This is a genomic window from Streptomyces sp. NPDC031670 (assembly GCF_055580545.1).
Genome location: NZ_JBVILC010000022.1, coordinates 71360 through 96510, shown reverse-complemented (window position 1 = coordinate 96510; position 25151 = coordinate 71360). Strand labels below are relative to the sequence as shown.

Sequence of the window (25151 nt, the reverse complement as noted above, 5' to 3'; positions counted from 1 at the left end):
GGGGGAAACAAAGGGGGGGGACCACGGAGAAGCTCGCCGTAAAAAAAAAAAAGACCCCCCCCCCCCCCCCCCCCCCCCCCCCGGTTCGGCGGGGCGTGGGGGGCTCGACGTTTCCCGGGGTCAGCTGAACACGAACGGTCCGGGCGCCTGGGCGCCGGTGGAGTTGCAGGTCACCGGGATCCCGAAGACCAGCATCTTGACCGAGCCGGGGTGGGCGTTGGCGGACAGGCCGGGCGAGACGGTCCCGCTGAGCGGGCCGACCGTGACCCCGCTGCCGGCCGACATGGCGGGGTTGCGCTTCCCGCTGAAGACCAGCGTGCCGCCCCCGGCCCTGGCCATGGTGAGCGTGGTGGTGATGGTGTCCTTGCCCACCGCGAGCGGGGTGGTGATCTCTGCGGAGGTGAGGGTGACGGTGGCGGCCGTGCCGTTCTGGGTGGCCGTCAGCGTCGCCTCACCGCCGCCGTAGAAACCGCAGTCGTAGACCTCGGTGGCCGACCCCGGGGAGACGGCCGCGGCCGTCGGGGCCAGCACCAGTGCACCGGTGGCCAGGCCGCCCGCGGCGAGCGCCGTGAGCACCAGTGACCTCTTGCGTAACATCGGTTCCCCTTCCCGTACTTCCCGTACCGGGAGAGATGGCGAGTGCCGCGCTGAAGCGCATGCGCATGCGCGTGAAACCGTCCGCGGGCGGGGTGCGCACGCCACACGGGAGGAGGGCGGCCGACGCGGCGCGGGGGCCGCGGCTCGCGCCCCCTGCCCGGCTGCCGTATCTGACGGACCGTCGGATGAACTGCTGTTCATTGATGCGCGGGGGGTGCGGGGGCGCAAGGGGGTTGGGGTCCTTCTTCGGCATCGGCCGAAAACGCCCATCCCGGCAACCCGATTCCGGCCACAGCCCCAACCACCCGGAACCGGCCACGTGTTCCCCGCGGGTGGAGCGCTGAGCGGCGCGTTTCGGGAGAGGCCGGTCTGCCTAGGGGCGCGGGGAACTGCGCGAGCAACCCACCACCGACCCGCAGACGAACCCCGGGCCAAAAGGGGCGCGGGGAACTGCGCGAGCAACCCACCACCGACCCGCAGACGAACCCCGGCCCAAAAGGGGCGCGGGGAACTGCGCGAGCAACCCACCACCGCCCCGCAGACGAACCCCCGGCCAAAAAGGGGCCTCAGCCCGCCTCCACCCGCGCGCGGAGCTCCCCGTCCGGCGCCGCCACCAGCACCGGCGTAGCCGCACCCCCGAGGTCGCGGACCGCCGCCCGGTCCTCCGCCGAGGCCGTCCCCGCCTCGGTCACCACCGCCGCCGCCTCCAGCGACCTCGCCCCGCTCGCCACGGCCATCGCGACCGCCGTACGCAGCGCCGAGAGCTTGAGCGAGTCCAGCTCCACGGTCCCGGCGACGTAGGTACGCCCGGTCTCGTCCCGTACGGCCGCGCCCTCGGCCACCCCGTTGCGGGCCCGGGCGCTGCGCGCCAGCGTGATGATCTTGCGGTCCTCGGGATCGAGTTCGGTGCTCAGAGTCATAGCCAGAGCATAAGGAGTGGGCCCGGCCGGGCCCACAACGCAACCCCCACCCCGCACAGCCCCCGCAGGGCCGCTCAGCCCGCCACCGGATACATCGACCCCCGCCGCCCCTCCGGCGAGGCCAGCCACTCCAGCTTCGCCGCCGTGTCGGTCCCCGGCAGCGGGTTGTGCAGCACGATCGCCAGGTCCGGCCGGGCGGGCACCCGCAGCTGGGTGGACTCCACGAACAGCGTCCCCACCACCGGGTGCTGGAACTCCTTCTTGATCTGGCCGCCGGGCAGGATGTCCCGCTGCCCCCACAGCCGCGCGAACTCCTCCGACAGCCGGGACGCCTCCTCGACGACCTCCTGGAAGCCCTCGTCGCCGGGCCGCTCCGAGCAGGCCGCCCGGTACTGGGCGACCACCAGCGCGGCGATCTCCTCCCAGCCCTTGGCGCGGGAGCGGTAGACGGGGTCGGTGAAGAAGGCGATCAGGCAGTTCTGGACGATCTCGGGGCGCATCCCGAGCACCATGCCGGCGGCGTCGTTGTACATCACCGTGTTCCAGTACGCGTCCATGATGTGCGCGGGGAACGGCATCCAGGCGTCGATCAGCCGCTGGAGCCCCTGGCACATGTCGGCGTCGGCGGGGTCCACCTCGGGCGCGGGCGGGTTGAGCCCGGCCAGCACGTACAGATGCCGCCGCTCGGCGCTGGTCAGCTTCAGGACGCGGCCCACCGAGTCCAGGACCTGCGGCGACACCGTGATGTCCCGGCCCTGCTCCAGCCACTGGTACCAGGAGACCCCCACGCCCGCCAGCACCGCGACCTCCTCGCGGCGCAGGCCCGGGGTGCGGCGGCGGGCGCCGCCGTCGGGCAGCCCGGCGGCGGTCGGGCTGATCCGGGCCCGCCGGTTCATCAGGAACTCGCGCAGTTCGGTGCGCCGCAGCGACTTGTCGATCGGCGTGGCCACGTCCGTACTCCCCCTCGTCGGCTGCTGTCCGGCACCCCGGCCGCTGCCTGGTGGTGCCGCCAACAGGATAAGTTCCCACTCTCCACGGCGGATCGCGCGCGGCCAGGCTGTGGCCATGGCAATCGACACCCCCACCGCGCCGGCCACGCCGGCCACCGCAGCGGACCCGCGGGACGCCCGGCTCTCCGGTCGCGCGAAGCTGGTCCTGTTCGTGCTCTGCGCCGCCCAGTTCATGGTGGCGCTCGACTTCTCCGTACTGAACGTGGCGCTGCCCGTCCTCGGCGACGACCTGGGCCTGAGCCGGTCCGCGCTCCAGTGGGCGGTCACCGCGTTCGCGCTGCCCTCCGGCGGCTTCCTGCTCCTGTTCGGCCGGATCGCCGACCTCTACGGCCGCAAGAAACTGTTCCTCACCGGGCTGGCCCTCTTCGGCGCCGCCTCGCTGCTCGCCACCCTCGCCTGGGACCCGGCGTCGTTCCTGACCGGCCGCGCCCTCCAGGGCCTGGGCGCCGCGGTGATCGTGCCGACCGGCATGTCGCTGCTGACCACCACCTTCCCCGAGGGCCCGCAGCGCGACCGGGCGCTGGGCATCAGCGGCACCCTGCTGTCGCTGGGCTTCACCGTGGGCATGGTGCTCGGCGGGGTCATGACGGACACGCTGGGCTGGCGCTCCACGATGGGCCTGCTCACGGTGGCCGCGCTGGTCGTCCTCGCCCTGGCGCCCGGTCTGCTGCCCGAATCCCGCACCCCCGACCGGCCCCGTCTCGACGTGCCCGGCGCGGTCACCGTCACCGGCGGCCTGCTCGCTCTGATCTACTCCCTGTCCACGGCGGCCCAGCGCGGCTTCGGCGGCGCGGACGTCTGGGGCACCCTGATCGCCGGTCTGGCGCTGCTGGCCGCGTTCGTGGTGGTCGAGTCGAGGGCGCAGGCCCCGCTGGTCTCCCTGCCGATGCTGCGGCGGCGCACGGTGGCGTGGGGCAACCTGGCCGGACTGGTCACCTTCTCGATGATGTCGACGGTCATCTTCGTCCTGACCCTCTACCTCCAGGAGGTCCTGGGCCTGTCGTCCTTCAGGACCGGTCTGGTCTTCGGTGTCCAGGGCGCCATGTCGGCGGTCGCCGGCGGCTACGCCGCCCGGATCATCGGCCGCTTCGGCGCCCACCGCACCCTGGTGCTCTCACTCCTCGGCCAGGGTCTGTTCATCGCGCTGCTGCTGGCGGTGGGCCGCGAGTCGGGCGCGCTGCTCGCCACCGCCGCGGTCTCCCTGGCCAGCATGTGCCACCTGGGCGCGATCATCTCGTACGGAGTGACCGTCACCAGCGGTGTCCCCGACGAGGAGCAGGGCCTGGCGACCGGTCTGGTCACCACGACCCAGCAGGTCGGCATCACGATCGGCATCCCGCTGCTGGGCGTCCTGGCCACGACCGGGGGCGACCTGTTCTCGGGCGTACGGACGGTGCTGCTGGTGGACGCGGTGATCGTGGTCGCGGCGGCGGCCCTGGTGGCGGCAGGCCTTGGCCGCCGCCGGGCCTAGGGCGCAACACGCCCCAGCCGTTCACGGCCGGTCGAGCCGCAGCCGTTCGGACTTCGGCAGCCCCGCCACCACCAGGTCGTACGAGTCCTCGATCAGCTCCCGGACCAGCCGGTCCGGGAGCTGATCGATGTCCACCGTGTTCCAGTGGCGCTTGTTCATGTGCCAGCCGGGCACGATCGCCGGGTACTCCGCGCGCAGCCGCACCGCGTCGTCCGGGTCGCACTTGAGGTTGGCGGTGAGCGGGGTGCCGCTCAGATTGCTCAGCGCGAACACCTTGCCGAGGACCTTGAAGACGGAGGTCCCCGTGTCGAACGGGAACTCCTCGGTCACGGCGTTGAACGCCAGGCAGAAGTCCCTGAGCTCCTGAGGGGTCACGCCTCTTCCTCCTCCATGACGGCCACCGGCTCCACCAGCACGGTCACGATCTTGTTCCGGCGGCCGGCCGGGGACTCGGCCGTCAGCCGCAGCGCCCGCCCGTCCGGCAGGTCGACGATGGCCGTGGCGCCCGCGATGGGCACCCGGCCGAGCGCCTTGGCGAGCAGTCCGCCGACCGTCTCCACGTCCTCGTCGTCGAACGCGTCGAGGCCGAACAGCTCGCCCAGGTCGCCGATGTCGAGCCGCGCGGTGACCCGGAAGCAGCCGTCCGCCAGCTCCTCGACCGGCGGCAGCTCCCGGTCGTACTCGTCGGTGATCTCCCCGACGATCTCCTCCAGGATGTCCTCGATGGTGACGATCCCGGCCGTGCCGCCGTACTCGTCGATGACGACGGCGACATGGCTGCGGTCCTGCTGCATCTCGCGCAGCAGGTCGCCCGCGTTCTTGGTGTCGGGGACGAACGCGGCCGGGCGCATCGCGGTGGAGACCAGGTCGGCCTCCGAGTCCCGGTTGATGTGCGTCTTGCGGACCAGGTCCTTCAGATACACGATCCCGACGATGTCGTCCTCGTTCTCCCCGGTCACCGGGATACGGGAGAAGCCCGAGCGCAGGGCGAGCGTGAGCGCCTGGCGGATGGTCTTGTAGCGCTCGATGCAGACGAGGTCGGTGCGGGGCACCATCACCTCGCGCACCAGCGTGTCGCCGAGCTCGAAGACCGAGTGCACCATCCGGCGCTCGTCGTCCTCGATGAGCGACTCCTGCTCGGCGAGGTCGACCATGGCCCGCAGCTCGGCCTCGGAGGCGAACGGGCCCTTGCGGAAGCCCTTTCCGGGCGTGAGCGCGTTGCCGAGGAGGATGAGGAGCTGCGGCACCGGGCCCATGATCCTGGCGAGCGGCAGCAGGACGTACGCGGCGGCCGTCGCCGTGTTCAGCGGGTGCTGGCGGCCGATCGTGCGCGGCGAGACGCCGACGGCGACATAGGAGACGAGCACCATCACGGCGATGGCGACGACCAGCGCCGTCCAGGTCTCGCCGAAGTCCTCCAGGCAGACATAGGTGACCAGCACCCCGGCCGCCATCTCGCAGGCGACCCGGACGAGCAGGGCCACGTTGAGGTAGCGGGTGGGGTCGGCGGCGACCTGGGCGAGCTTCGCCGCGCCGCGCCGCCCCGACCGTACGGCCTCGTCCGCGCGGAACGAGGACGTACGGGCGATGCCGGCCTCCGCGCAGGCGGCCAGCCAGGCCACCACGACCAGCGCGACGGCGCCGAAGAGCAGCTGCCCGGTCATGAGACGGTCGGCGCCGGGGACGGGCCGGTGTGGCCCTTCTCCGCCCGCCAGCCGTCCACGATGGCCGCCTGCAAACCGAACATCTCGGCCTTCTCGTCCGGCTCCTCGTGGTCGTACCCGAGCAGGTGGAGCACGCCGTGGACGGTCAGGAGCTGGAGCTCCTCGTCCATCGAGTGCCGTGTCGGCGCGTCCTCGCCCTGCTGCTTGGCGACCTCCGGGCAGAGCACGATGTCACCGAGGAGCCCCTGCGGGGGCTCCTCGTCGTCCTTCATCGGCGGACGCAGCTCGTCCATCGGGAAGGACATGACATCGGTGGGACCGGGCAGGTCCATCCACTGGATGTGGAGCTGCTCCATGGCCTCGGCGTCCACGACGATCACCGACAGCTCGGAGAGCGGGTGGATCCGCATCCGCGTGAGCGCGTAGCGGGCGATGTCGAGGATCGCCTGCTCGTCGACCTCGGTTCCGGACTCGTTGTTGACGTCGATCGACATGGTGCGCTCTGACTACTTCCCGTTGCGGTCCTGCTGGCTGTCGTACTTCTCGTACGCGTCGACGATACGGCCGACGAGCTTGTGCCGGACGACGTCCTGGGACGACAGCCGGGAGAAGTGGACGTCCTCGACCCCCTCCAGGATCTCCTGGACCTGGCGCAGACCGCTCTTCGTGCCGTTCGGCAGGTCGACCTGGGTGATGTCACCGGTGATGACGATCTTCGAGTCGAAGCCGAGGCGGGTGAGGAACATCTTCATCTGCTCGGCGCTGGTGTTCTGCGCCTCGTCCAGGATGATGAACGCGTCGTTCAGCGTACGGCCGCGCATGTACGCCAGCGGGGCGACCTCGATCGTGCCGGCCGCCATCAGCCGGGGGATGGAGTCGGGGTCGAGCATGTCGTGCAGCGCGTCGTAGAGCGGGCGCAGATACGGGTCGATCTTCTCGTAGAGCGTGCCCGGCAGGAAGCCGAGGCGCTCGCCCGCCTCGACGGCGGGGCGGGTCAGGATGATCCGGGTGACCTGCTTGGACTGCAGGGCCTGGACCGCCTTGGCCATGGCGAGATAGGTCTTTCCGGTACCGGCGGGGCCGATGCCGAAGACGATCGTGTGCTTGTCGATCGCGTCGACGTACCGCTTCTGGTTGAGGGTCTTGGGGCGGATCGTGCGACCACGGCTGGAGAGGATGTTCTGGGTCAGGACATCGGCCGGGGTCTCGTGGCCGTCCTCCGCTCTGCCGTTCTCGCTCGCCCTGAGCATGGCGATCGAGCGTTCCACTGCGTCCTCCGTCATCGGCTGACCGGTGCGGAGCACCAGCATCATCTGGTCGAACAGGCGTTGGATGAGCGCGACTTCCGCCGGGGTCCCCGTGGCACTGATCTCATTGCCCCGGACATGGATGTCGGCCGCCGGGAAGGCCTTCTCGATCACGCGCAGCAGCGAGTCCCGGGATCCGAGCAGCATCACCATCGGGTGCTTGGCAGGGACCTCGATCTGGGCACTCGCCTGCGGCTGTGTGGGTGTCTGAGTCATGGGCCGGCTCTGTGGCCTGCGCATACCTCCTGTTGCAGGGTTCTCGCTGCTCGACAACCTCTGGACTACCAAGCGTACGACCTGGCACTGACAGCGCCGAGAGGTTTTCGGACGGGGGGTCCATTTGATGCCCGGACTTTGTCTGCGGGTCGGTCGTGGACCGCAGGCGGGGGGGTCAGGCCGGCCGGCGGAAGCCGATCGTGGGGACCGCGCGGCGCAGCGGCCAGGGCCGGGCCGCCCCCGGCAGCAGGCCCTCCAGGAACTCGTAGCGGCGCAGGGCCGCGGGGTCCTGGCCGGACCGGGTGCGGACGGCCTGCCACCACGCCGCGATCTCCGCCCAGCCGGGCGCCGAGAGCGAGCCCCCGAACTCCTGGACGGACAGCGCGGCCGTCAGGCCCGCGAAGGCGAGCCGGTCCGCGAGCGGCCACCCGGCCAGCGTCCCGGTGACGAACCCGGCCACGAACACGTCGCCCGCCCCCGTCGGGTCGAGCGCCTCCACCGCGATCGCGGGGACCTCGGCGGTCTCGCCGGTCGAGCCGTCCACCGCGTACGCGCCCTCCGCGCCCAGGGTGACCACGGCGACCGGCACCTTCTCGGCCAGGGCGCGGGCCGCCGCGCGCGGGCAGTCGGTGCGGGTGTAGCGCATCGCCTCGCCCGCGTTGGGCAGGAACGCCTCGCAGTGCTCCAGACCGGTCAGACCCGCCAGGTTCCAGTGTCCGGTGTCGTCCCAGCCGACGTCGGCGAAGATCCGCGCGCCGTGCCGGGCGGCCTCCGCGATCCACTCCTCGGTGCGGCCGGGCACCAGCGAGGCGATCGCGGCACGCGCGCGTGGCGGCACGGCCGGGGCGGACTCCTCCCAGGGCGCCTCGTGGCCGTGCGAGACCATGGTCCGCTCGCCCTCGTACGCCATGGAGACGGTGACCGGCGAGTGCCAGCCGGGCACGGTCCGCGACAGCGACAGATCGATGCCCTCACCCTGCTCCAGGGCGTCCCAGCAGTACTCGCCGTAGTGGTCGTCGCCGAAGGCCGCCGCCAGCGAGGTGTGCAGCCCCAGGCGGGCGAGCGCGATGGCCATGTTGGCGACGCCGCCGGGGCTGGAGCCCATGCCGCGCGCCCAGGACTCGGTGCCGCGCACCGGGGCGGAGTCGAGGCCGGTGAAGATGATGTCGAGGAAGACCGTGCCGGTCAGGAAGACGTCGCACTCCGGGTCGCGGGGCCGGCGCACCTTGCCCAGCGGGTCGACGCCCGCGGTGTGCCCCCACCGGTCTACGCGGTCCTGCTGCTCTCTGCTGGATGTGGTCACGGCGGACTCCCGTTCGCGTACGGATGGGGCCAGTGTGCCCGATCCGTACGCGCCCGGGCTCCTCGGCCGGGGACCCGCGGGGCGGCGGGTGACCGCGTCTACCAGCGCGGCAGCGCCGGCGCGCGCCACTGCTCGTGCCCGGGGGCCCGGCGCATCGCGGCGGCGTCGTCGCGGTCGCGGAAGGTGCCGTCGTCGGCCAGCCAGCGGCGGTGGAGCCGGTCGAGGGCGTCCCGGTCGAGGGTGACGCCGAGCCCGGGAGTGTCGGAGACGGCCAGACGCCCGTCCCGGAAGACGGGGCGGTCCACCACGACGTCCTCGCTCTGCCAGGGGTAGTGGCTGTCGCACGCGTAGTCGAGGTTGGGCACGGTGGCGGCGACCTGGGTCATGGCGGCGAGACTGACGCCGAGGTGCGTGTTGGAGTGCATGGACAGGCTCACGCCGAAGGTACGGCAGATCGCGGCCAGTTCCCGGGTGTTGCGCAGCCCGCCCCAGTAGTGGTGGTCGCTGAGGACGACCTGCACGGCGTCGGTGAGGAACGCCTCGCGGATCTCGGGGAACGTGGTGACGCACATATTGGTGGCCAGCGGGACGGAGGTGCCCGCGGAGACCTCCGCCATCGCGCGCGTGCCGGACGCCGGGTCCTCCAGGTACTCCAGTACGTCCCCGAGCTCGGCGGCGACGCGGAGCGAAGTGGCCGCGCTCCAGCCGCCGTTCGGGTCGAGCCGCAGCGGACGCCCCGGAAAGGCCTCGGCGAGCGCCCGGATCGCGGCGGTCTCCTGCTCGGGCGGGAAGACGCCCCCCTTCAGTTTGAAGGAGCCGAACCCGTACTCCCGCACGAACCGCCGGGCCTGCGCCACGATCCCCTGCGGGTCGAGCGCCGCGCCCCAGTCGTCCTTCTCGCCCGTACCGCCCGGGTGTTCGGCCCACCGGTAGAAGAGATACGCGCTGTACTCCACACTGTCGCGCACCTTGCCGCCGAGGAGGGTGTGCACCGGCAGCCCGAGCGTCTTGCCGAGCGCGTCGAGGCAGGCGACCTCGAAGGCGGAGACGACGGAGAGCCGCAGCTTGTCGGTGCTCTGGACGCCGCGCAGCCCGCCGACGTCCACGGAGGTGTCGACGCGGGCCTCGTCCACGGGCAGCTGATTCATGAGTGTGAACAGCCCATTGAGGTCCGCAAGTGCGTGCCGGGCGGCGAGGAGGGAGTCGGCGTACGGCCGCGCCAACTCCAGGTACTTGGTGTCGCCGTAGGTCTCCCCGACACCGGTGACGCCACTGTCGGTGACGACTTCCACGATGAGGCGGGGGGTGTACGGCTGGTGGACCCCCTGGACGTTGAGGAGCGGGGGGTCGGAGATGAGGACGGGGGTCAGCCGGACATCGACGAGGCGGATCGACTGCGACGGTACATCCATGGGAATGGAGACTAGATATGTGAACGGCGAGGGTCAAGGGAACGAGCGACGCACGGCACACGAAAGCACTGCCATTACCCGCCCCCTCACGCCCGAAAACCAGGAAGTGACCCAGATCACCAAGGGGCGGCTTTCACGAGGTCAGGCGGCTTGATACAAATTGGGCCGCGTTCCCGTGTCCGACAACACCGGTCGCGTCCCCCCTCCTTGAACGCTCTCCGCACCTTCTGCCCGTTCGGGCACCGCTCCCTGGAACGCCCATGTCCGCACGCCCTCGTGCCTCCTGGCCTCTGGTCGCCGTCTTCACGGCCGGCTATCTGGCCGCCTATCTGCTTCCGACCGTCGTCGGCCGCCTCTCCTCGGGCCTCGGCCTGCCGCCCACCCGGGCCGGACTCATCGGCTCCGCCCTGCTGTTGAGCTCCGCGTCCGCGGGTTTCGCGCTGGCGGCGCGGGTGGAGCGGTACGGGGAGCGACGGCTCGCCCGGCTGGGCCTGCTGCTCGCGCTGGCGGGTTACGGCGCCGCCGCGCTGACCTCGCTGCTGCCGCTGGTGGTGGCGGGGGCGCTGGTCGGGGGCTTCGGGTCCGGTACGGCGACGGCGGTGGCGGCGTCGGGGATCGCCGCGCGGCGGGACCCGCACCGGCTGACCACGCTGGGCCTGCTGTCGGTCTCGGCGACGGCCGGGGCGCTGTATCTGACGCTCCCCCACCTCGGGGGCGGCCACGGGCTGCCGTTCGCGGCGATCGCCGGGGTGGCGGCGCTGGTGTGGCCGGCGACGAGCCGTCTGCCCGGCCCGGCCGCCGCGCACCCCACGGCTTCCGTACCGCCGCCGCTCCTGCCGCACCGGCGGACGGGGGCGGTGCTGGCGGCGGCGATGCTGTGCTGGTCCCTGGCGCAGAACGCGCTGTGGGGCGTGAGCGGGCGCATCGGCCTGACCCAGGCGGGGCTGACCGAGGTGACGGTGGGCGCGGTGTTCGCCGTCGCGCTGCTGGCGGGCCTGCTCGGCGTGACGGGCGCGGGGGCGCTGGGCGCGCGGCTGGGGCGGGCGGTGCCGATCGGTGGGGGGACGGTGGTGATCGCGGGGTGCGTGCTGGTGAGCGCGTCGGCGCGGGACCTGACGTCCTTCGCGTCCGGCGAGATCCTGTGGAACGTCTTCTACCCGGTGGTGCTCTCGTACTTGATCGCCCTGGCGGCGTCCCTGGATCCGCGGGGCCGCTGGGCGGTCCTGGCGGGCTCGGCGTCGTCGCTGGGGGTGGCGTGCGGGCCGCTGACGGGGAGCGTGCTGTCGGCGTGGGTCGGGTTCGGGGGGATGGGGGTGGTGCTGGGGGCGCTCCTGCTCGTGGTGGCCGCCCCCCTGACACTCCTGGCCCGCCCCGGCACGCGCCCGGTCCCCGTGCCGGTGGGGCAGCCCGTCGGACAGCCGGTGGGCGGGGAGTTCGGGCTGTCGGTGTGAGTTCGCCCGCGAGCGCGCCCCCGGGACCTGGGCGGAGCCCCGTCCTGCAGGGGCGCGGGGAACTGCGCGACCAGCCCCCGCCGACCCGCAGGTCACCACGGGCCCAGGCAGCCCCCGGAGGGTCTAGGGAACGGGCGGGGCGGGGAACTCGTACGCCTCGACCTCCGCCAGGTACCCCTCCCGCTCCCCCTCCCCCAAGAACGCCGCCACGAACGAGTTCCGCGCCAGCACCCGCAGGTCCTCCTCCGACAGCCCCAGCGCCGACACCACCGCGTCGAAGTTGTCCCCGGCGTACCCCCCGAAGTACGCCGGATCATCGGAGTTCACCGTGCACAACAGCCCCGCGTCCATCATCCGCCGCAACGGATGCTCGGTGAGCGAGGGCACGGCCCGCAGCCGTACGTTCGACAGCGGGCACAGCGTCAGCGGGATCCGGTCGCGGACCAGGCGGGCCACCAGCTCCGGGTCCTCAAGCGCCCGCAGCCCGTGGTCCACCCGCTCCACGCCCAGTACGTCGAGCGCCTCGGTGATGTAGGACGGCGGCCCCTCCTCCCCCGCGTGCGCCACCTTCCGCAGCCCCAGCGAGTCCGCCATCGCGTACACCTCGCGGAACTTCGCCGGCGGATGCCCGACCTCCGCCGAGTCGAGGCCGACACCCGTGATCCGGTGCAGATACGGCCGCGCCGCCTCCAGCGTCTCCATGGCGGACTCCGCCGAGAGGTCGCGCAGGAAGCAGAGGATCAGCCGGGTCGTGACGCCGTGGCGGGCCTCGCTGCGGTCCAGGGCCCGGCCGAGGCCCTCCACCACGGTCCCGATCGGCACCCCCCGTGCCGTATGCGCCTGCGGGTCGAAGAAGATCTCCGCGTGCCGCACCCCCTGCGCCGCCGCGCGCGCCAGATACGCCTCCGCCAGCGCCTCGAAGTCGTCCTCCGTACGCAGCACCGCCATCAGCGAGTAGTACAGGTCCAGGAAGGACTGGAGGTCGTCGAAGAGGTACGCCTTGCGCAGCTCCTCGGTGTCGGCGTACGGCAGCCGCACACCGTTGCGCGCGGCCAGTTCGAAGGCGAGCTCGGGTTCGAGGGTGCCTTCGATGTGGAGGTGGAGTTCGGCCTTGGGGAGGGGCATGGAGGTACTTCCTGAAAAGTGGCCGGGCGGCCAGGTCGTCAACGTGGTTACGGCGTACGTTTCGGCAGCGGCACCCTCATCAGGTCCGCCGCGATCGTCAGCTCCCCCTCGAACCCGGCCCCCCGCGCCTGCCGCGCGAAGTCCGCCGGGTCCGCGTACCGCTGCGAGAAGTGCGTGAGGACGAGATGGCGCACTCCCGCGTCCCGCGCCACCCCGGCGGCCTGACCCGCCGTCAGATGGCCGTGGTCCTCCGCCAGCCGCACGTCCTCGTCCAGGAACGTGGACTCGATGACCAGCATGTCGCACCCCTCGGCCAGCGCGGGCACCCCGTCGCAGAGCCGGGTGTCCATGACGAAGGCGAACCGCTGGCCGCGCCGCACCTCGCTGACGTCGGCGAGCGTCACCCCCCGCAGTACGCCCTCGCGCTGGAGGCGGCCCACGTCCGGCCCGGCGATGCCGTGCTCGGCGAGGAGCGCGGGCAGCATCCGGCGCCGGTCCGGCTCGGTGAGCCGGTAGCCGTAGGACTCGACCGGGTGGGAGAGCCGGCGCGCTTCGAGTGTGTACGCGCCGGTCGCCGCCGCCACCGCGTGCTCGCCCTCGACCGGGACCTGCGCCAGCTCGACCGTCTCGCGGTAGGCCGTCGCGTACCGCAGCCGGTCGAAGAAGTGCCGGCCGCTCGCCGGGTAGTGCGCGGTGACCGGGTGCGGCACCCGGTCGAGGTTGATCCGCTGGATCACCCCGGCGAGCCCCAGGGAGTGGTCGCCGTGGAAGTGCGTGACGCAGATCCGGTTGACGTCGTGCGCGGCCACGCCGGCCCTCAGCATCTGCCGCTGGGTGCCCTCGCCGGGGTCGAAGAGGATGCCCTCGCCGTCCCAGCGCAGCAGATAGCCGTTGTGGTTGCGGTGCCGGGTCGGGACCTGGCTGGCGGTGCCGAGCACCACGAGTTCACGTACGGACAACAGGGGTTACCGGTCCCGTCCCGCTATCCCGGCGGCCACTGCAGACCACGGCCGCCCAGCACATGGGCGTGCGCGTGGAAGACCGTCTGGCCCGCGCCGCTGCCGGTGTTGAAGACGATCCGGTACCCGCTGCCGTCGATCTTCTCGGCGGCGGCGATCTCCCCGGCCTCGCGCAGCAGGTCGGCGGCGACCGCCGGCTCGGCGGCGGCGAGGGAGGCCGCGTCGGGATGGTGGACGCGGGGGATGACCAGGACGTGCGTCGGCGCCTGGGGGTTGATGTCGCGGAACGCCACGACGGTCTCGGTCTCCCGGACGACGGTCGCCGGGACGTCCCCCGAGACGATCTTGCAGAACAGGCAGTCCGCCTGCGGCTCTCCGGCCACGGTCCTGAGCTCCTCGGTCGCGGTGGGAACAATCGATCAGTCAGCAGCATGCTACTGACGTCTGCCCACCGGACCCCACTCGCCCCGGCGCCGCCCGCCCCGTCACTTGCCCTGGAAGGTCTCCGTCACGGTCACCGTGACCGTCACCGTAGGACGGGGGCCCGGCTTTCCCGGCTTCCCCGGGGGTCTGGGGGTGCTCCTGGTGGGCGGCGGCGCGTCGCAGTCGCCCAGGACGCTCGCGTGGAAGACCGTGCGGTCCGCGACCTTCGCCGTCAGATCGCCCCGTACGCAGCGGTCCTCGCGCTCCTCCGTCACCTTGCCCGCGACGGAGATCTTCTTGTTGTCGTCGGTACGGCCCCGGCAGTCGACCGTGGCGACCGTGCGGGTCGAGGCGGCCGAGGGCGTACGGGTCGAGCCGCCGTCGACCTTCGCGGTGCAGGTCAGATACCGCACCTTGAAGCCGTCGTGCTCCAGCCTGCTCGTCGCGACCTTGTCGGTGGTCACCGAGACGGTGACCGAGCTCATGCCGCCCACCGGGTCGCAGGCCGCGGCCCCGGCCGCCGCTCCGGCGGCCAGGCCGAGCGCGGCGAGCGCGCGCCGGTGGCGCAGCGGCCACGTGACGTATCTCCTTGCCCCCATACGTGCCAGCGTCCCACCCCCGCGCCGGACGCGGTAGACGGCTTTACGACGTCAACCGGCCGGCAGGGGGCGACGGCTGGACACCGGCGTGCGGTCGGCCGCCCGCCGGCGGCGTCACGACCAGCGGCCGGTGCGCCCCATCAGCAGCGCCGCCGCCGCCGTGCCCGCCGTGGAGGTGCGCAGCACGCTCGGGCCGAGCCGGTACGGCTTGGCGCCCGCCTCGGCGAACGCCGCCAACTCTTCGGGCGACACGCCCCCTTCGGGGCCCACCACCAGGACGATCTCCCCCCGCGCGGGCAGCTCGGCCGTGGCCAGCGGCTCGCTGGAAGCCTCCCGGTCCTCGTGCAGGACGGCGGCGAAATCAGCCGTGGCCAAAAACGCGACAACCTGCTTGGTCGTCATCGCGTCCCGTACCTCCGGGAACCGCACCCGGCGCGACTGCTTGCCCGACTCCCGGGCCGTGGCGCGCCACTTGGCGAGCGACTTGGCGCCCCGGTCGCCCTTCCACTGCGTGATGCAGCGCGAGGCCTGCCACGGCACCACGGCGTCGACGCCGGTCTCGGTCATCGTCTCGACCGCGACCTCGCCCCGGTCGCCCTTGGGCAGCGCCTGGACGACGGTGATGCGCGGCTGCGGCTGCGGCTCCTCGCTCAGCGAGTCGAGCCGGACGACCAGCCGGTCCTTGCCCTCGGTCTCCAGGACCACGCACTCCGCCCAGGTGCCGAGGCCGTCGGTGAGGACGACGTCCTCGCCGGGCGTGAGCCGCTTCACGGAGACGGCGTGCCTGCCCTCGGGGCCGTCCAGGACGTACCGGCCGCCCGGCCCGGACTCGGTGAAACGGTCGACGACGAAGACCGGGGCGGTCATGACGTGCTCCTCATGTGTTTCGGTTTCTCGCCGCGGCGGCCAGCGTGGCCAGCGACGCGTCCATTTCCTCCGCCAGGACCCCCACCAGCTGTCCGGCGGGCAGTGCCCGTGCCAGCCGGTGCCCCTGCCCCGCCCACAGCGCCATGCCCTGGGCGTCGCCGGCCGCCGCGGCGGCCCGCCGCAGCCCGGCGGTGATCTGGTGCACCTGGGGGTAGGCGGCCGGGGCGTACGGCCCGTGCTCGCGCATGAACCGGTTGACCAGGCCGCGGGCCGGGCGTCCGGAGAACGCCCGCGTCAGCTCCGTACGGACGAAGAGGGGGTTGGTCAGGGCCTGCTTGTGCAGGGCGTGCGCGCCGGACTCCGGGCAGGCCAGGAACGCCGTACCGAGCTGCGCCGCGTCCGCGCCCGCCGCGAGCACCGCCGCGATCTGGGCGCCGCGCATCAGGCCGCCGGCCGCGACGATCGGCAGCGTCACGCTCTCGCGGACCTGGGTGATCAGCGTCAGCAGCCCGAGCCCCGAGCCGTCGGCCTGGGGGTCGTCGCGGTGCGTCGACTGGTGGCCGCCGGCCTCTGTCCCCTGGACGCAGACGGCGTCGGCCCCGGCGACCTGGGCGGCCAGCGCCTCGTCGGGGGTGGTCACGGTGACGACGGTGTACGTGCCGAGGGCGGCGAACGCGGCGAGCACCTCGCGCTCGGGGCAGCCGAAGGTGAACGAGACGGCCGCGACGGGGTCCTCGCGCAGGATGGCCAGCTTGGCCTCGTAGCCGTCGTCGCCGCCGGAGTCGGCGTCGCCGAGCGGCGTCTCGTACCAGGTGGCCTCGCCCGCGAGCTGGTTGCGGTACACCTCGATGACGGCCGGGTCGGTGTGCGGCGGCTGCGGCATGAACAGGTTGACCCCGAAGGGGCGCCCGGTGAGCCCGCGCAGCTGCTTGATCTCCTGGTACATGCCGTCGGCCGTCTTGTACCCGGCGGCCAGGAACCCGAGTCCGCCGGCCTCGCAGACCGCGGCGGCAAGGCCGGGGGCGGAGACGCCACCGGCCATGGGAGCCTGCACGATCGGATACCGGCAGAGATCGGTCAAAGCCATGCCCGCATCGTGCCACGGGCCCGCCCAGGCACCGAATCGCCCCGGCCCACCGAAGGCTTCGCCCCCGGGCCCTTTTCATCTGCGGGCCGAACAGGGGCGCGGGGAACTGCGCGACCAGCCCCCACGCACCCGCAGCCGAACCGCGAGCCGAGGCCCCCCGAGAGGGAACCCCTCACCGGCCGTTGAACGCGTCCTTCAGCCGGGAGAACAGGCCCTGCTGCCCTGGCTGGAACTGACCCGTCGGGCGTTCCTCGCCGCGCAGCTTCGCCAGCTGGCGCAGCAGGTCCTCCTGCTGGGGGTCCAGCTTCGTCGGCGTCATGACCTCGACGTGGACGATCAGATCACCCCGCCCGCCGCCCCGCAGATGCGTCACACCGCGCGCGTGCAGCGGGATGGACTGGCCCGACTGCGTGCCGGGACGGATGTCCACCTCCTCCATGCCGTCCAGCGTCTGCAGCGGCACCTTCGTGCCGAGCGACGCCGCCGTCATGGGGATCGTCACCGTGCAGTGCAGATCGTCGCCACGACGCTGGAAGACGTCGTGGTTGAGCTCGTGGATCTCCACGTACAGATCACCGGCGGGGCCGCCGCCGGGGCCGACCTCGCCCTCGCCCGCGAGCTGGATCCGGGTGCCGTTGTCGACACCGGCCGGGATCTTGACCGTGAGCGTACGGCGCGAGCGGATGCGGCCGTCACCGGCGCACTCCGGGCACGGCGTGGGCACGACGGTCCCGAAGCCCTGGCACTGGGGGCAGGGGCGGGAGGTCATGACCTGGCCGAGGAAGGAGCGGGTGACCTGGGAGACCTCGCCACGGCCGCGGCACATGTCACACGTCTGCGCCGAGGTGCCGGGTGCGGCGCCCTCGCCCGAGCAGGTCGTACAGACGACCGCCGTGTCGACCTGGATGTCCTTGGTCGTACCGAAGGCCGCCTCGTTGAGGTCGATCTCCAGCCGGATCATGGCGTCCTGGCCGCGACGGGTGCGCGAACGGGGCCCGCGCTGCGCCGCGTTGCCGAAGAACGCGTCCATGATGTCCGAGAAGTTCCCGAAGCCGCCCGCGCCGAAGCCGCCGGCGCCACCGCCGCCGGAGGACGACAGGGGGTCCCCGCCGAGGTCGTAGACCTGCTTCTTCTGCGGGTCCGAGAGGACCTCGTAGGCGGCGTTGATCTCCTTGAAGCGCTCCTGCGTCTTCGGGTCCGGATTCACATCCGGGTGGAGTTCACGCGCCAGGCGCCGGAACGCCTTCTTGATCTCGTCCTGCGATGCATCGCGGCGTACGCCCAGTACGGCGTAGTAGTCCGTGGCCACTTACGACTCCGCCAGGATCTGTCCGACGTAACGTGCCACTGCGCGTACCGCTCCCATCGTTCCGGGGTAATCCATGCGGGTCGGTCCGACCACGCCGAGTTTCGCGACGGCTTCGCCGCCCGAACCGTAGCCGACCGAGACGACGGACGTGGAGTTCAGTCCTTCGTGGGCGTTCTCATGCCCGATTCGTACGGTCATGCCCGATTCTTTGGCCTCGCCGAGCAGCTTGAGGAGCACGACCTGCTCCTCCAGCGCCTCCAGCACCGGCCGGATGGTCAGGGGGAAGTCGTGTCCGAAGCGGGTGAGATTGGCGGTGCCGCCGATCATCAGCCGCTCCTCGGTCTCCTCCACCAGGGTTTCGAGCAGGGTGGCGAGCACCGTCGAAACGGTTCCTCGGTCCTCCGGCTCGAAGGATTCCGGGAGATCCTGCACCAGCTGCGGGACGTCCGCGAAGCGGCGCCCCACCACCCGGCTGTTGAGCCGGGCCCGCAGATCCGCCAGTGAGGTCTCGCCGAACGGCGCCGGGCAGTCGACCATCCGCTGCTCGACCCGCCCGGTGTCCGTGATGAGCACCAGCATCAGCCGGGCCGGTGCCAGCGACAGCAGCTCCACGTGCCGCACGGTGGACCGTGTCAGCGACGGGTACTGCACGACGGCGACCTGCCGGGTCAGCTGCGCCAGCAGCCGCACCGTGCGCGCCACCACGTCGTCGAGGTCGACGGCGCCGTCCAGGAAGTTCTGGATGGCGCGCCGCTCCGGCGACGACAGCGGCTTGACGCCCGCGAGCCGGTCGACGAACAGCCGGTAGCCCTTGTCCGTGGGGATACGGCCGGCGCTGGTGTGGGGCTGGGCGATGAAGCCCTCCTCCTCCAGCACGGCCATGTCGTTGCGCACGGTCGCCGGCGAGACGCCCAGCTTGTGCCGCTCGGTCAGGGCCTTCGAGCCCACCGGCTCCTCGGTCCCGACGTAGTCCTGGACGATCGCGCGCAGGACTTCGAGTCTGCGTTCACTGAGCACCGCGCACACCTCCAGCTGTCGTCCCTGGGCGCTCTGTCCTGGCACTCTGCGCGTTCGAGTGCCAGCGATCCCCGGCCAGTGTACGGCCGACCGGTACACCCCTAGCAAGGGCGGGCGCCCATGACGCTCGCGGCGCGCTCGAACACCGCCCCCGGCCGCCCCGGGATAGCGTCACGTCATGGACGTCCGTTGGGAAGAGTTCGGCTGGGAGCGGCTGGGCGACGGCGTGGGCCGCCGCCGGCTGCCGGGGTGGGACGCGACGGCGGGCCTGGTCGCGGGCGAGGACGCGGTCCTGCTGTACGACACGGGCTCGACCGTGCGCGAGGGCGCCGAGCTGCGCGCCCAGGCGCAGGCGCTGCTCGGGCGCCGGGTGACGCATATCGCACTCAGCCATCCCCACTTCGACCATGTGCTCGGCACGGCCGCGTTCTCGGGGGCCCAGGTGTACGGGGCGGTGGGGATCGACCGGGTCCTGGACGGGGACGCCCTGCGGACCGACGCCGTCGCGCACGGCGTGCCGGCCGCGCGGGCCGCCGAGGCGGCGGACCTGCTGGTGCGCCCGCAGCACTTCGTGTCGGGCGAATGGACGCTGGAGCTGGGCGGGCGGCAGGTGCTGCTGGCGAACGTGGGCCCCGGGCACACCGGCCACGACCTGGCCCTGCTGGTCCCCGGCACCCCCGGCTCGCCCGAGATCGTCTTCTGCGGCGACCTGGTCGAGGAGTCCGGCGAGCCGCAGGCGGGACCGGACGCGGTCCGCACCCACTGGCCCGCCGCCCTCGACCGGCTGCTGGACCTGGGCGGCGAGGACGCGGTGTACGTGCCGGGGCACGGGGCGGTGGTGGACGCGGCGTTCGTACGGGCCCAGCGGGCCCGGCTCGCGGGAGAGTTCGGCGTGTCGTAACGGCGTACACCCATATGGGCACATGGACCGCCCGTATTCTCATCAGAATGCGCAGCTACAGCCCGGACCTGACTCCGCCCTGGAAGAAGGGGTCCCCGGCCCCCGAGGTGCCTGCCGAGCTCGATCTGGTCGTCGAGGAGGTGACGACCGGGTTCTGCGGGGCGGTGCTCCGCTGCGAGGCGGGGACGGTGACGCTGGAGGACCGCTTCGGCAAGCAGCGTGTGTTCCCGCTGGCGGCCCGGGGGTTCCTGCTGGAGGGGAAGGTGGTCACGCTGGTACGCCCGCCCGCGCCCACGCCCTCGCGCCCGGCGCGCACCGCCTCGGGCTCCGTGGCGGTCCCGGGGGCGCGGGCGCGGGTGGCGCGCGCGGGGCGCATCTACGTCGAGGGGCGCCATGACGCGGAGCTGGTGGAGAAGGTGTGGGGCGACGACCTCCGGATCGAGGGCGTCGTGGTCGAGTACCTGTCGGGTATCGACGACCTCCCCGCGATCGTCGCGGAGTTCGCGCCCGGCCCCGACGCGCGCCTGGGCGTCCTGGTCGACCACCTGGTCCCGGGTTCCAAGGAGTCCCGGATCGCGGCGGCGGTCACGGGTGAACACGTGCTGGTGGCCGGGCACCCCTACATCGACGTGTGGGAGGCGGTGAAGCCGGCGGCCGTGGGGATCGCGGGGTGGCCGGTGGTGCCGCGGGGCGAGGACTGGAAGACGGGGGTGTGCCGGGCGCTGGGCTGGCCGGTGAACACGGGGGCGGCGTGGCAGCGGATTCTGGCGGGGGTGCGGAGTTATCGGGACCTGGAGCCGGAGTTGCTGGGGCGGGTGGAGGAACTGATCGACTTCGTGACGGCCCCCTCCCCGCCCCTTCCTTGAACCCTCCGGGGGATGGCTCGGCCCCGGCCCTTCTTCGTCTGCGGCCCGGTGGGGGCCGGTCGCGCAGTTCCCCGCGCCCCTCAAGGAACGGGCCTGCGGCCCAGTTCCTCCCGGTCCTCGCGCCCCGGGGGCCCCGTTCCCCCCAGGGGCGCGGGGAACTGCGCGAGCAACCCACCACACACCCGCAGCCGAACACCGGGCCCCAAAGGGGCGCGGGGAACTGCGCGGCCAGGCCCCACCGAACCCGCAGCCAAAATCCAAGCCCTGAAGGGGCGCGGGGAACTGCGCGAGCAACCCACCACACACCCGCAGCCCACCACACACCCGCAGCCGAACACCGCACCCCGGGACGGGTCAGTCCACCAGATCCCGCACCACCCCGTCCGCCAGCAACCGCCCCCGCAGGGTCAGCACCGCCCGCCCCTCCCCGAACGGCCCCGCCTCCAGCAGCCCGCCCCCCAGGGCCCGCCGCGCCGCCGCCAGCCCCGCCGGTCGCAGCAGCGACAGCTCGCAGCCCTCCCGGAGCCGGAGCTCCAGCAGGATGCGCTCCACCCGGCGGTCCTCCGCCGAGAGGACCTCACGCCCAGCCCCCGGCGACCCCCCACCCGCCAGCGCCGCCGCGTACGCCCCCGGATGCTTCACGTTCCACCACCGCACGCCCCCGACGTGGCTGTGCGCCCCGGGCCCCGCGCCCCACCAGTCGGCGCCCCGCCAGTACAGCTCGTTGTGCAGACAGCGGCCCGCTTCCGTGGTGGCCCAGTTCGACACCTCGTACCAGTGGAAGCCCGCCCCGGCCAGCACCGAGTCCGCGATGAGGTAGCGGTCCGCGTGGACGTCGTCGTCGGTCATCGGGACCTCGCCCCGGCGGATCCGGCGGGCCAGCTGCGTACCCTCCTCGACGATCAGGGCGTACGCGGAGATGTGGTCGGGGCCCGCCCCCACCGCCGCCGCCAGCGTCTCGCGCCAGTCCTGGTCCGACTCGCCGGGCGTCCCGTAGATCAGATCGAGGTTGACGTGGTCGAAGCCCGCCGCCCGCGCCTCGGCGACGCACGCCTCGGGGCGGCCCGGCGTGTGCGTACGGTCGAGGATCTTCAGGACGTGCTGCTTGGCGCTCTGCATGCCGAAGGAGACCCGGTTGAAGCCGCCGGCCCGCAGCTCCTCCAGATACGCCCGGTCCACCGACTCGGGGTTCGCCTCCGTCGTCACCTCCGCGTCGTCCGCCAGGCCGAACTCCTCCCGTACCGCCGAGAGCATCCGGACCAGGTCGGCGGCGGGGAGCAGCGTCGGGGTGCCGCCGCCCACGAAGACCGTACGGACCGGGCGCGGGTCGTCGCCGAGCACCTTGCGGGCGAGCCGGATCTCCTCGGTCAGGGTGGCCGCATAGTTGTCCCGGGACGCCAGGACGCCGCCGGAGCCGCGCAGCTCGGTGGCGGTGTAGGTGTTGAAGTCGCAGTACCCGCAGCGCGTGGCGCAGTAGGGAACGTGCAGGTAGAAGCCGAGCGGTCGCTCCCGAGCGCCCTCCAGGGCGGAACCGGGCAGCGCCCCGTCCTCGGGCATGGGCTCACCATCGGGCAGTACGGAAGGCATGCCCCCATTGTCCGCCACCCCGGGCGGCCCCCGGCACGCCCTCAGCGTGCCTGGAGCACCAGGAGCGCCAGATCGTCCTCCGGCGGGGTCGTGCCGAACGCGTACACCGCCCGCTTGACGCTCTCCGCGACCCCCGTGGCCGTCATGCCCACGCACCCGGCGAGCACCGCCGCGAGCCCGTCGCCGTCGTCGAACATCCGCCGGCCGGAGCGGCGCTCGGTCACCCCGTCCGTGACGCACAGCAGGGTGTCACCGGGCATCAGCCGGAAGCTCTCGCTCTCGTACGCCACCCCCTCCACCACCCCGACCAGCACCTGGGGCACCGCCGCGGCCCGGACCGAGCCGTCGGGGCGCAGCAGCAGCGGCAGCGGGTGGCCGGCGCTCGCCAGGGTGCACAGGACTCCGCCGCCGCTCTCGGGCGGCACCGGGACCAGCTCCCCGTACAGCAGGGAGAGGAAGCGGGCCTGCGGGCCCTCGGCCACCTCCCGGCCGCCCGCCGCCGCGACCATCCGGGCGGCTGCCTCGGCGGCCTCGACCCCGTCGTCGACGAGCAGTTTGTTGAGGCGGTCGAGGACGTCGTGCACCGCGTACCCCTCGCGGGCCAGCAGCCGCAGCCAGGGCCGCACCAGGCCGGTGACGACGGCCGCCTCGGGGCCGCTGCCCTGGACGTCGCCGAGGGCGAAGCACCAGCGGCCGTCGGCGCCGGGGAACAGGTCGTAGAAGTCGCCGCCCGCCACGCCCTCGCCGCTGGGCTGGTAGACCAGCGCGCTGTCGACGCCGGGGATCTCCGCGACGCCCGCCGGCAGCAGTCCGCGCTGGAGCACCCGGCTGATGGTGACCTGGCGGGTGTACTGGCGGGCGGCGCCGATCGCCAGCGCCACCCGGCGCACGAAGTCCTCGACCAGTCCGGTGACCTCGTCGGGGATGCGCGCCGTTCCGGCCCGCCCCAGCATGAGCACGCCGACGGCCCGGCCGCCCGCCACCATCCGGTACGCGAGCGCCGCCCCCTCGCCGTCGTCCTGCGGGGCCGGCCAGGGCATCGGGACCGGGCCGCCGCGCGCCGACTCCGGCAGCCGGGGCGGGTCCTTCTCCAGGACCGCCCGCAGCTCGTCGATCCCGGACTCGCGGGCGTGCCACACCCGGGCGAGGCGGGGTTCGCCGGCCGGGCCGCCGGCATCCGGGTCGAGCCAGATCGCGCACCAGTCGCAGAGCCGGGGCACCAGGAGCTGTCCGGCCAGCGCCGCGATCATGTCCTCGTCGAACTGGCCCGCCAGCAGGTCGGACGCCTCCGCCAGGAAGGACAGGGCGCCCCGGTTCACCCAGTCGCGGCCCTGCCCGGGGGGCGTCCCGTGCGCCGGGGCGGCGGGCGTCCCGGCGGAGCGCGGTCCGCGCTGGAGCGAGTCGTCGCCGCCCGGCTCGTCCTCGCGCGCCGGGACGTCCCGCGCGTCGAGGAGCAGCCGCGCCCAGACCGTCTTGAGGCCGGCCCGGTAGGTGATCCCCCAGCATTCGGCGAGCGTCGCCACCAGGTGCAGCCCCCGCCCGTACTCCGGCGCGCCCGGTTCACGCGCCCCGCGCGGCTCGTGGCGTACGACCCGGGAGGGGTGGTGGTCGGAGACCTCGACGACCACCGCTGCGGGTTCGTCCCCGGCGGGCGGCTCCAGCCGGCAGGCCAGCTCGACGGTGGTGCCGGCGTGCACCACGGCGTTGGTGACCAGTTCGTTGACGAGTATCGCCACCTCGTCGGCGGCCCGTTCGTCCAGTTCGCCGGCGCCGGGCGCGCCCTGGGCGGTCCAGTCGGCGAGGGCGGCGCGCGCGAAGCGGCGGGCGGCGGCCGGTGCGAGCGGGTCGCCGGGCAGGCTGGTGCGGGCGGCGGACGCGGTGCGGCGCTCCGCCGCACCAGGAGAGGGCACCGGGCCGGGCGGGCGGTTCCCGCTCTCCCGCTGCGTTGGAATGGACCCCACGGTGCGGCTCCTGATCGGTTCTCACATTGCGCACCTCATGACACCGACAGAGTGACAGACTGAGCGTGCGCAGAAGCACCGAGTCACTGAAGTGGGCCGGGATGAACAGAGACAGCGCCGTGCCGCCCGAGGGCGGGGAGTGGATCCGGGCACGGGAGTTGCGCCCGTTGCTGGCGGCGATGACCGCGCTGCGGGACGGCGACTTCGGGGTCCGGCTCCAGGAGGCGCACGAGGGCATACCCGCCGAACTCGCCGCGGTCTTCAACCAAGTGGCCGTGCGCAACCAACACTTCACGGACGAGCTGCGGCGGGTGCGCCGCGAGGTCGTCCGCCACGGCCGGCTGGACGAGCGGCTGGCGGCGAGCCCGGGTCAGGGCGGCTGGACGGCCGGGGTGGACAGCGCGAACACCCTGATCGACGCGCTGGTCGTACCGGCGGCGAACGCCACCCGGGTGCTGGACGCGGTGGCGGGCGGCGATCTGACCCAGCGGGTCGACCTCCACGACGGGAACCGCCAGTTGCGCGGCGATCTGCGCCGGCTCGGCCGGGCCGTCAACAAGATGGTCGACCAGCTCTCCCTGTTCACCGGCGAGGTGACCCGGGTCGCCCGCGAGGTCGGCACCGAAGGACGCCTGGGCGGGCGGGCCAAGGTGCAGCGGCTGAGCGGCAGTTGGCGGGATGTGACGGAGGCCGTCAACACCATGGCTTCCCGGCTGACCGCGCAGGTCCGGGACATCGCGGCGGTGACCACGGCGGTGGCGCGCGGCGATCTGACCCGTACGGTCACGGTCGAGGCGACCGGCGAGCTGCTTGAGCTGAAGCTCACCGTGAACACGATGGTCGACCAGCTCTCGGCGTTCGCGGACGAGGTGACCCGGGTCGCCCGCGAGGTCGGCACCGAGGGCCAGCTCGGTGGGCGGGCGCAGGTCAGGGGCGTGTCCGGCGTCTGGAAGGACCTGACGGACAACGTCAACTTCATGGCGTCGAACCTCACCTCCCAGGTACGCAACATCGCCCAGGTGACCACCGCCGTCGCCAACGGCGACCTCTCCCAGAAGATCACCGTGGACGCCAAGGGCGAGATCCTGGAGCTGAAGTC

Annotated in this window: 24 protein-coding genes; 5 read left to right on the top strand and 19 right to left on the bottom strand. The window is 72.9% G+C overall.

Annotated features, from left to right (window positions below; translation table 11 throughout):
- Nucleotides 1-120 precede the first annotated feature (120 nt).
- The 3 genes from ACZ5ID_RS30600 to ACZ5ID_RS30590 form a co-directional block, all read right to left on the bottom strand.
- Nucleotides 121-597: a hypothetical protein gene (locus ACZ5ID_RS30600; RefSeq protein WP_468904284.1), complete on the bottom strand. Its 477-nt coding sequence runs from the start codon at nt 595-597 to the stop codon at nt 121-123.
- 566 nt (nt 598-1163) lie between these two features.
- Nucleotides 1164-1517 (bottom strand): cytidine deaminase, encoded by a 354-nt coding sequence (locus tag ACZ5ID_RS30595; RefSeq protein WP_468904282.1) that lies wholly within the window; start codon nt 1515-1517, stop codon nt 1164-1166.
- Between the two features lie 74 nt (nt 1518-1591).
- Complete coding sequence (locus ACZ5ID_RS30590) at nt 1592-2413, bottom strand: helix-turn-helix transcriptional regulator (protein WP_468904315.1); 822 nt, start codon at nt 2411-2413, stop codon at nt 1592-1594.
- Between the two features lie 169 nt (nt 2414-2582).
- Here ACZ5ID_RS30590 and ACZ5ID_RS30585 point away from each other — a divergent pair, with 169 nt between their 5' ends.
- On the top strand, nt 2583-3998 hold the full coding sequence (locus ACZ5ID_RS30585) for an MFS transporter (RefSeq protein ID WP_468904279.1): 1416 nt from the start codon (nt 2583-2585) through the stop codon (nt 3996-3998).
- Between the two features lie 21 nt (nt 3999-4019).
- Here the strand turns inward: ACZ5ID_RS30585 and ACZ5ID_RS30580 are convergent, their stop codons facing one another.
- The 6 genes from ACZ5ID_RS30580 to ACZ5ID_RS30555 form a co-directional block, all read right to left on the bottom strand.
- A complete protein-coding gene (locus ACZ5ID_RS30580) occupies nt 4020-4373 on the bottom strand; it encodes an MmcQ/YjbR family DNA-binding protein (RefSeq protein ID WP_468904277.1) in 354 nt (117 codons plus the stop codon).
- Entirely contained in the window at nt 4370-5662 is a 1293-nt protein-coding gene (locus ACZ5ID_RS30575; protein ID WP_468904275.1) for a hemolysin family protein, read from the bottom strand. The genes ACZ5ID_RS30580 and ACZ5ID_RS30575 overlap by 4 nt, the downstream gene beginning before the upstream one ends.
- Complete coding sequence (gene ybeY / locus ACZ5ID_RS30570; RefSeq protein WP_385544560.1) at nt 5659-6156, bottom strand: rRNA maturation RNase YbeY; 498 nt, start codon at nt 6154-6156, stop codon at nt 5659-5661. The genes ACZ5ID_RS30575 and ybeY overlap by 4 nt, the downstream gene beginning before the upstream one ends.
- Before the next feature lie 12 nt (nt 6157-6168).
- The gene (locus ACZ5ID_RS30565) at nt 6169-7185 is read right to left on the bottom strand and encodes a PhoH family protein (protein WP_406555013.1); all 1017 of its coding nucleotides are present in this window, start codon (nt 7183-7185) and stop codon (nt 6169-6171) included.
- Nucleotides 7186-7360: 175 nt separating this feature from the next.
- Nucleotides 7361-8488 carry a carbohydrate kinase family protein gene (locus ACZ5ID_RS30560; protein ID WP_468904272.1) on the bottom strand — a complete coding sequence of 376 codons (1128 nt, stop codon included), beginning with the start codon at nt 8486-8488 and terminating at the stop codon, nt 7361-7363.
- 98 nt (nt 8489-8586) lie between these two features.
- Nucleotides 8587-9900 (bottom strand): glucarate dehydratase family protein, encoded by a 1314-nt coding sequence (locus ACZ5ID_RS30555; RefSeq protein WP_468904270.1) that lies wholly within the window; start codon nt 9898-9900, stop codon nt 8587-8589.
- A gap of 260 nt (nt 9901-10160) precedes the next feature.
- On the opposite strand from ACZ5ID_RS30555, the gene ACZ5ID_RS30550 reads away from it, so the two are divergent.
- On the top strand, nt 10161-11351 hold the full coding sequence (locus ACZ5ID_RS30550) for an MFS transporter (protein ID WP_468904268.1): 1191 nt from the start codon (nt 10161-10163) through the stop codon (nt 11349-11351).
- Nucleotides 11352-11474: 123 nt separating this feature from the next.
- Here the strand turns inward: ACZ5ID_RS30550 and ACZ5ID_RS30545 are convergent, their stop codons facing one another.
- The 8 genes from ACZ5ID_RS30545 to hrcA all read right to left on the bottom strand — a co-directional run bounded on the left by ACZ5ID_RS30545 (nt 11475) and on the right by hrcA (nt 18737).
- Entirely contained in the window at nt 11475-12476 is a 1002-nt protein-coding gene (locus ACZ5ID_RS30545; RefSeq protein ID WP_468904266.1) for an adenosine deaminase, read from the bottom strand.
- A 47-nt stretch (nt 12477-12523) separates the two neighbouring features.
- Nucleotides 12524-13435, bottom strand: a complete 912-nt coding sequence (locus ACZ5ID_RS30540) for a ribonuclease Z (RefSeq protein ID WP_468904264.1) — start codon at nt 13433-13435, stop codon at nt 12524-12526.
- A gap of 23 nt (nt 13436-13458) precedes the next feature.
- Nucleotides 13459-13818 (bottom strand): histidine triad nucleotide-binding protein, encoded by a 360-nt coding sequence (locus ACZ5ID_RS30535; RefSeq protein ID WP_406557101.1) that lies wholly within the window; start codon nt 13816-13818, stop codon nt 13459-13461.
- A 102-nt stretch (nt 13819-13920) separates the two neighbouring features.
- A complete protein-coding gene (locus tag ACZ5ID_RS30530) occupies nt 13921-14457 on the bottom strand; it encodes a hypothetical protein (RefSeq protein ID WP_468904261.1) in 537 nt (178 codons plus the stop codon).
- 114 nt (nt 14458-14571) lie between these two features.
- On the bottom strand, nt 14572-15324 hold the full coding sequence (locus tag ACZ5ID_RS30525) for a 16S rRNA (uracil(1498)-N(3))-methyltransferase (RefSeq protein WP_468904259.1): 753 nt from the start codon (nt 15322-15324) through the stop codon (nt 14572-14574).
- A gap of 10 nt (nt 15325-15334) precedes the next feature.
- Complete coding sequence (locus ACZ5ID_RS30520; RefSeq protein ID WP_468904257.1) at nt 15335-16411, bottom strand: nitronate monooxygenase; 1077 nt, start codon at nt 16409-16411, stop codon at nt 15335-15337.
- A 172-nt stretch (nt 16412-16583) separates the two neighbouring features.
- The gene (gene dnaJ, locus ACZ5ID_RS30515; RefSeq protein WP_406556378.1) at nt 16584-17720 is read right to left on the bottom strand and encodes a molecular chaperone DnaJ; all 1137 of its coding nucleotides are present in this window, start codon (nt 17718-17720) and stop codon (nt 16584-16586) included.
- Entirely contained in the window at nt 17721-18737 is a 1017-nt protein-coding gene (gene hrcA / locus ACZ5ID_RS30510; protein ID WP_406556377.1) for a heat-inducible transcriptional repressor HrcA, read from the bottom strand.
- Nucleotides 18738-18915: 178 nt separating this feature from the next.
- Here hrcA and ACZ5ID_RS30505 point away from each other — a divergent pair, with 178 nt between their 5' ends.
- Together ACZ5ID_RS30505 and ACZ5ID_RS30500 are read left to right on the top strand one after the other, a co-directional pair.
- The gene (locus tag ACZ5ID_RS30505) at nt 18916-19638 is read left to right on the top strand and encodes an MBL fold metallo-hydrolase (RefSeq protein ID WP_468904254.1); all 723 of its coding nucleotides are present in this window, start codon (nt 18916-18918) and stop codon (nt 19636-19638) included.
- Between the two features lie 47 nt (nt 19639-19685).
- On the top strand, nt 19686-20504 hold the full coding sequence (locus ACZ5ID_RS30500; RefSeq protein ID WP_468904252.1) for a DUF3097 domain-containing protein: 819 nt from the start codon (nt 19686-19688) through the stop codon (nt 20502-20504).
- Nucleotides 20505-20858: 354 nt separating this feature from the next.
- On the opposite strand, the gene hemW is transcribed toward ACZ5ID_RS30500, so the two are convergent.
- Together hemW and ACZ5ID_RS30490 are read right to left on the bottom strand one after the other, a co-directional pair.
- On the bottom strand, nt 20859-22091 hold the full coding sequence (gene hemW / locus ACZ5ID_RS30495; RefSeq protein WP_468904249.1) for a radical SAM family heme chaperone HemW: 1233 nt from the start codon (nt 22089-22091) through the stop codon (nt 20859-20861).
- Between the two features lie 41 nt (nt 22092-22132).
- The gene (locus ACZ5ID_RS30490) at nt 22133-24052 is read right to left on the bottom strand and encodes a SpoIIE family protein phosphatase (protein ID WP_468904247.1); all 1920 of its coding nucleotides are present in this window, start codon (nt 24050-24052) and stop codon (nt 22133-22135) included.
- 179 nt (nt 24053-24231) lie between these two features.
- Between ACZ5ID_RS30490 and ACZ5ID_RS30485 the strand changes: the two genes are divergently transcribed.
- A partial coding sequence (locus tag ACZ5ID_RS30485) for a HAMP domain-containing protein (protein WP_468904312.1) occupies nt 24232-25151 on the top strand: 920 nt, incomplete at its 3' end.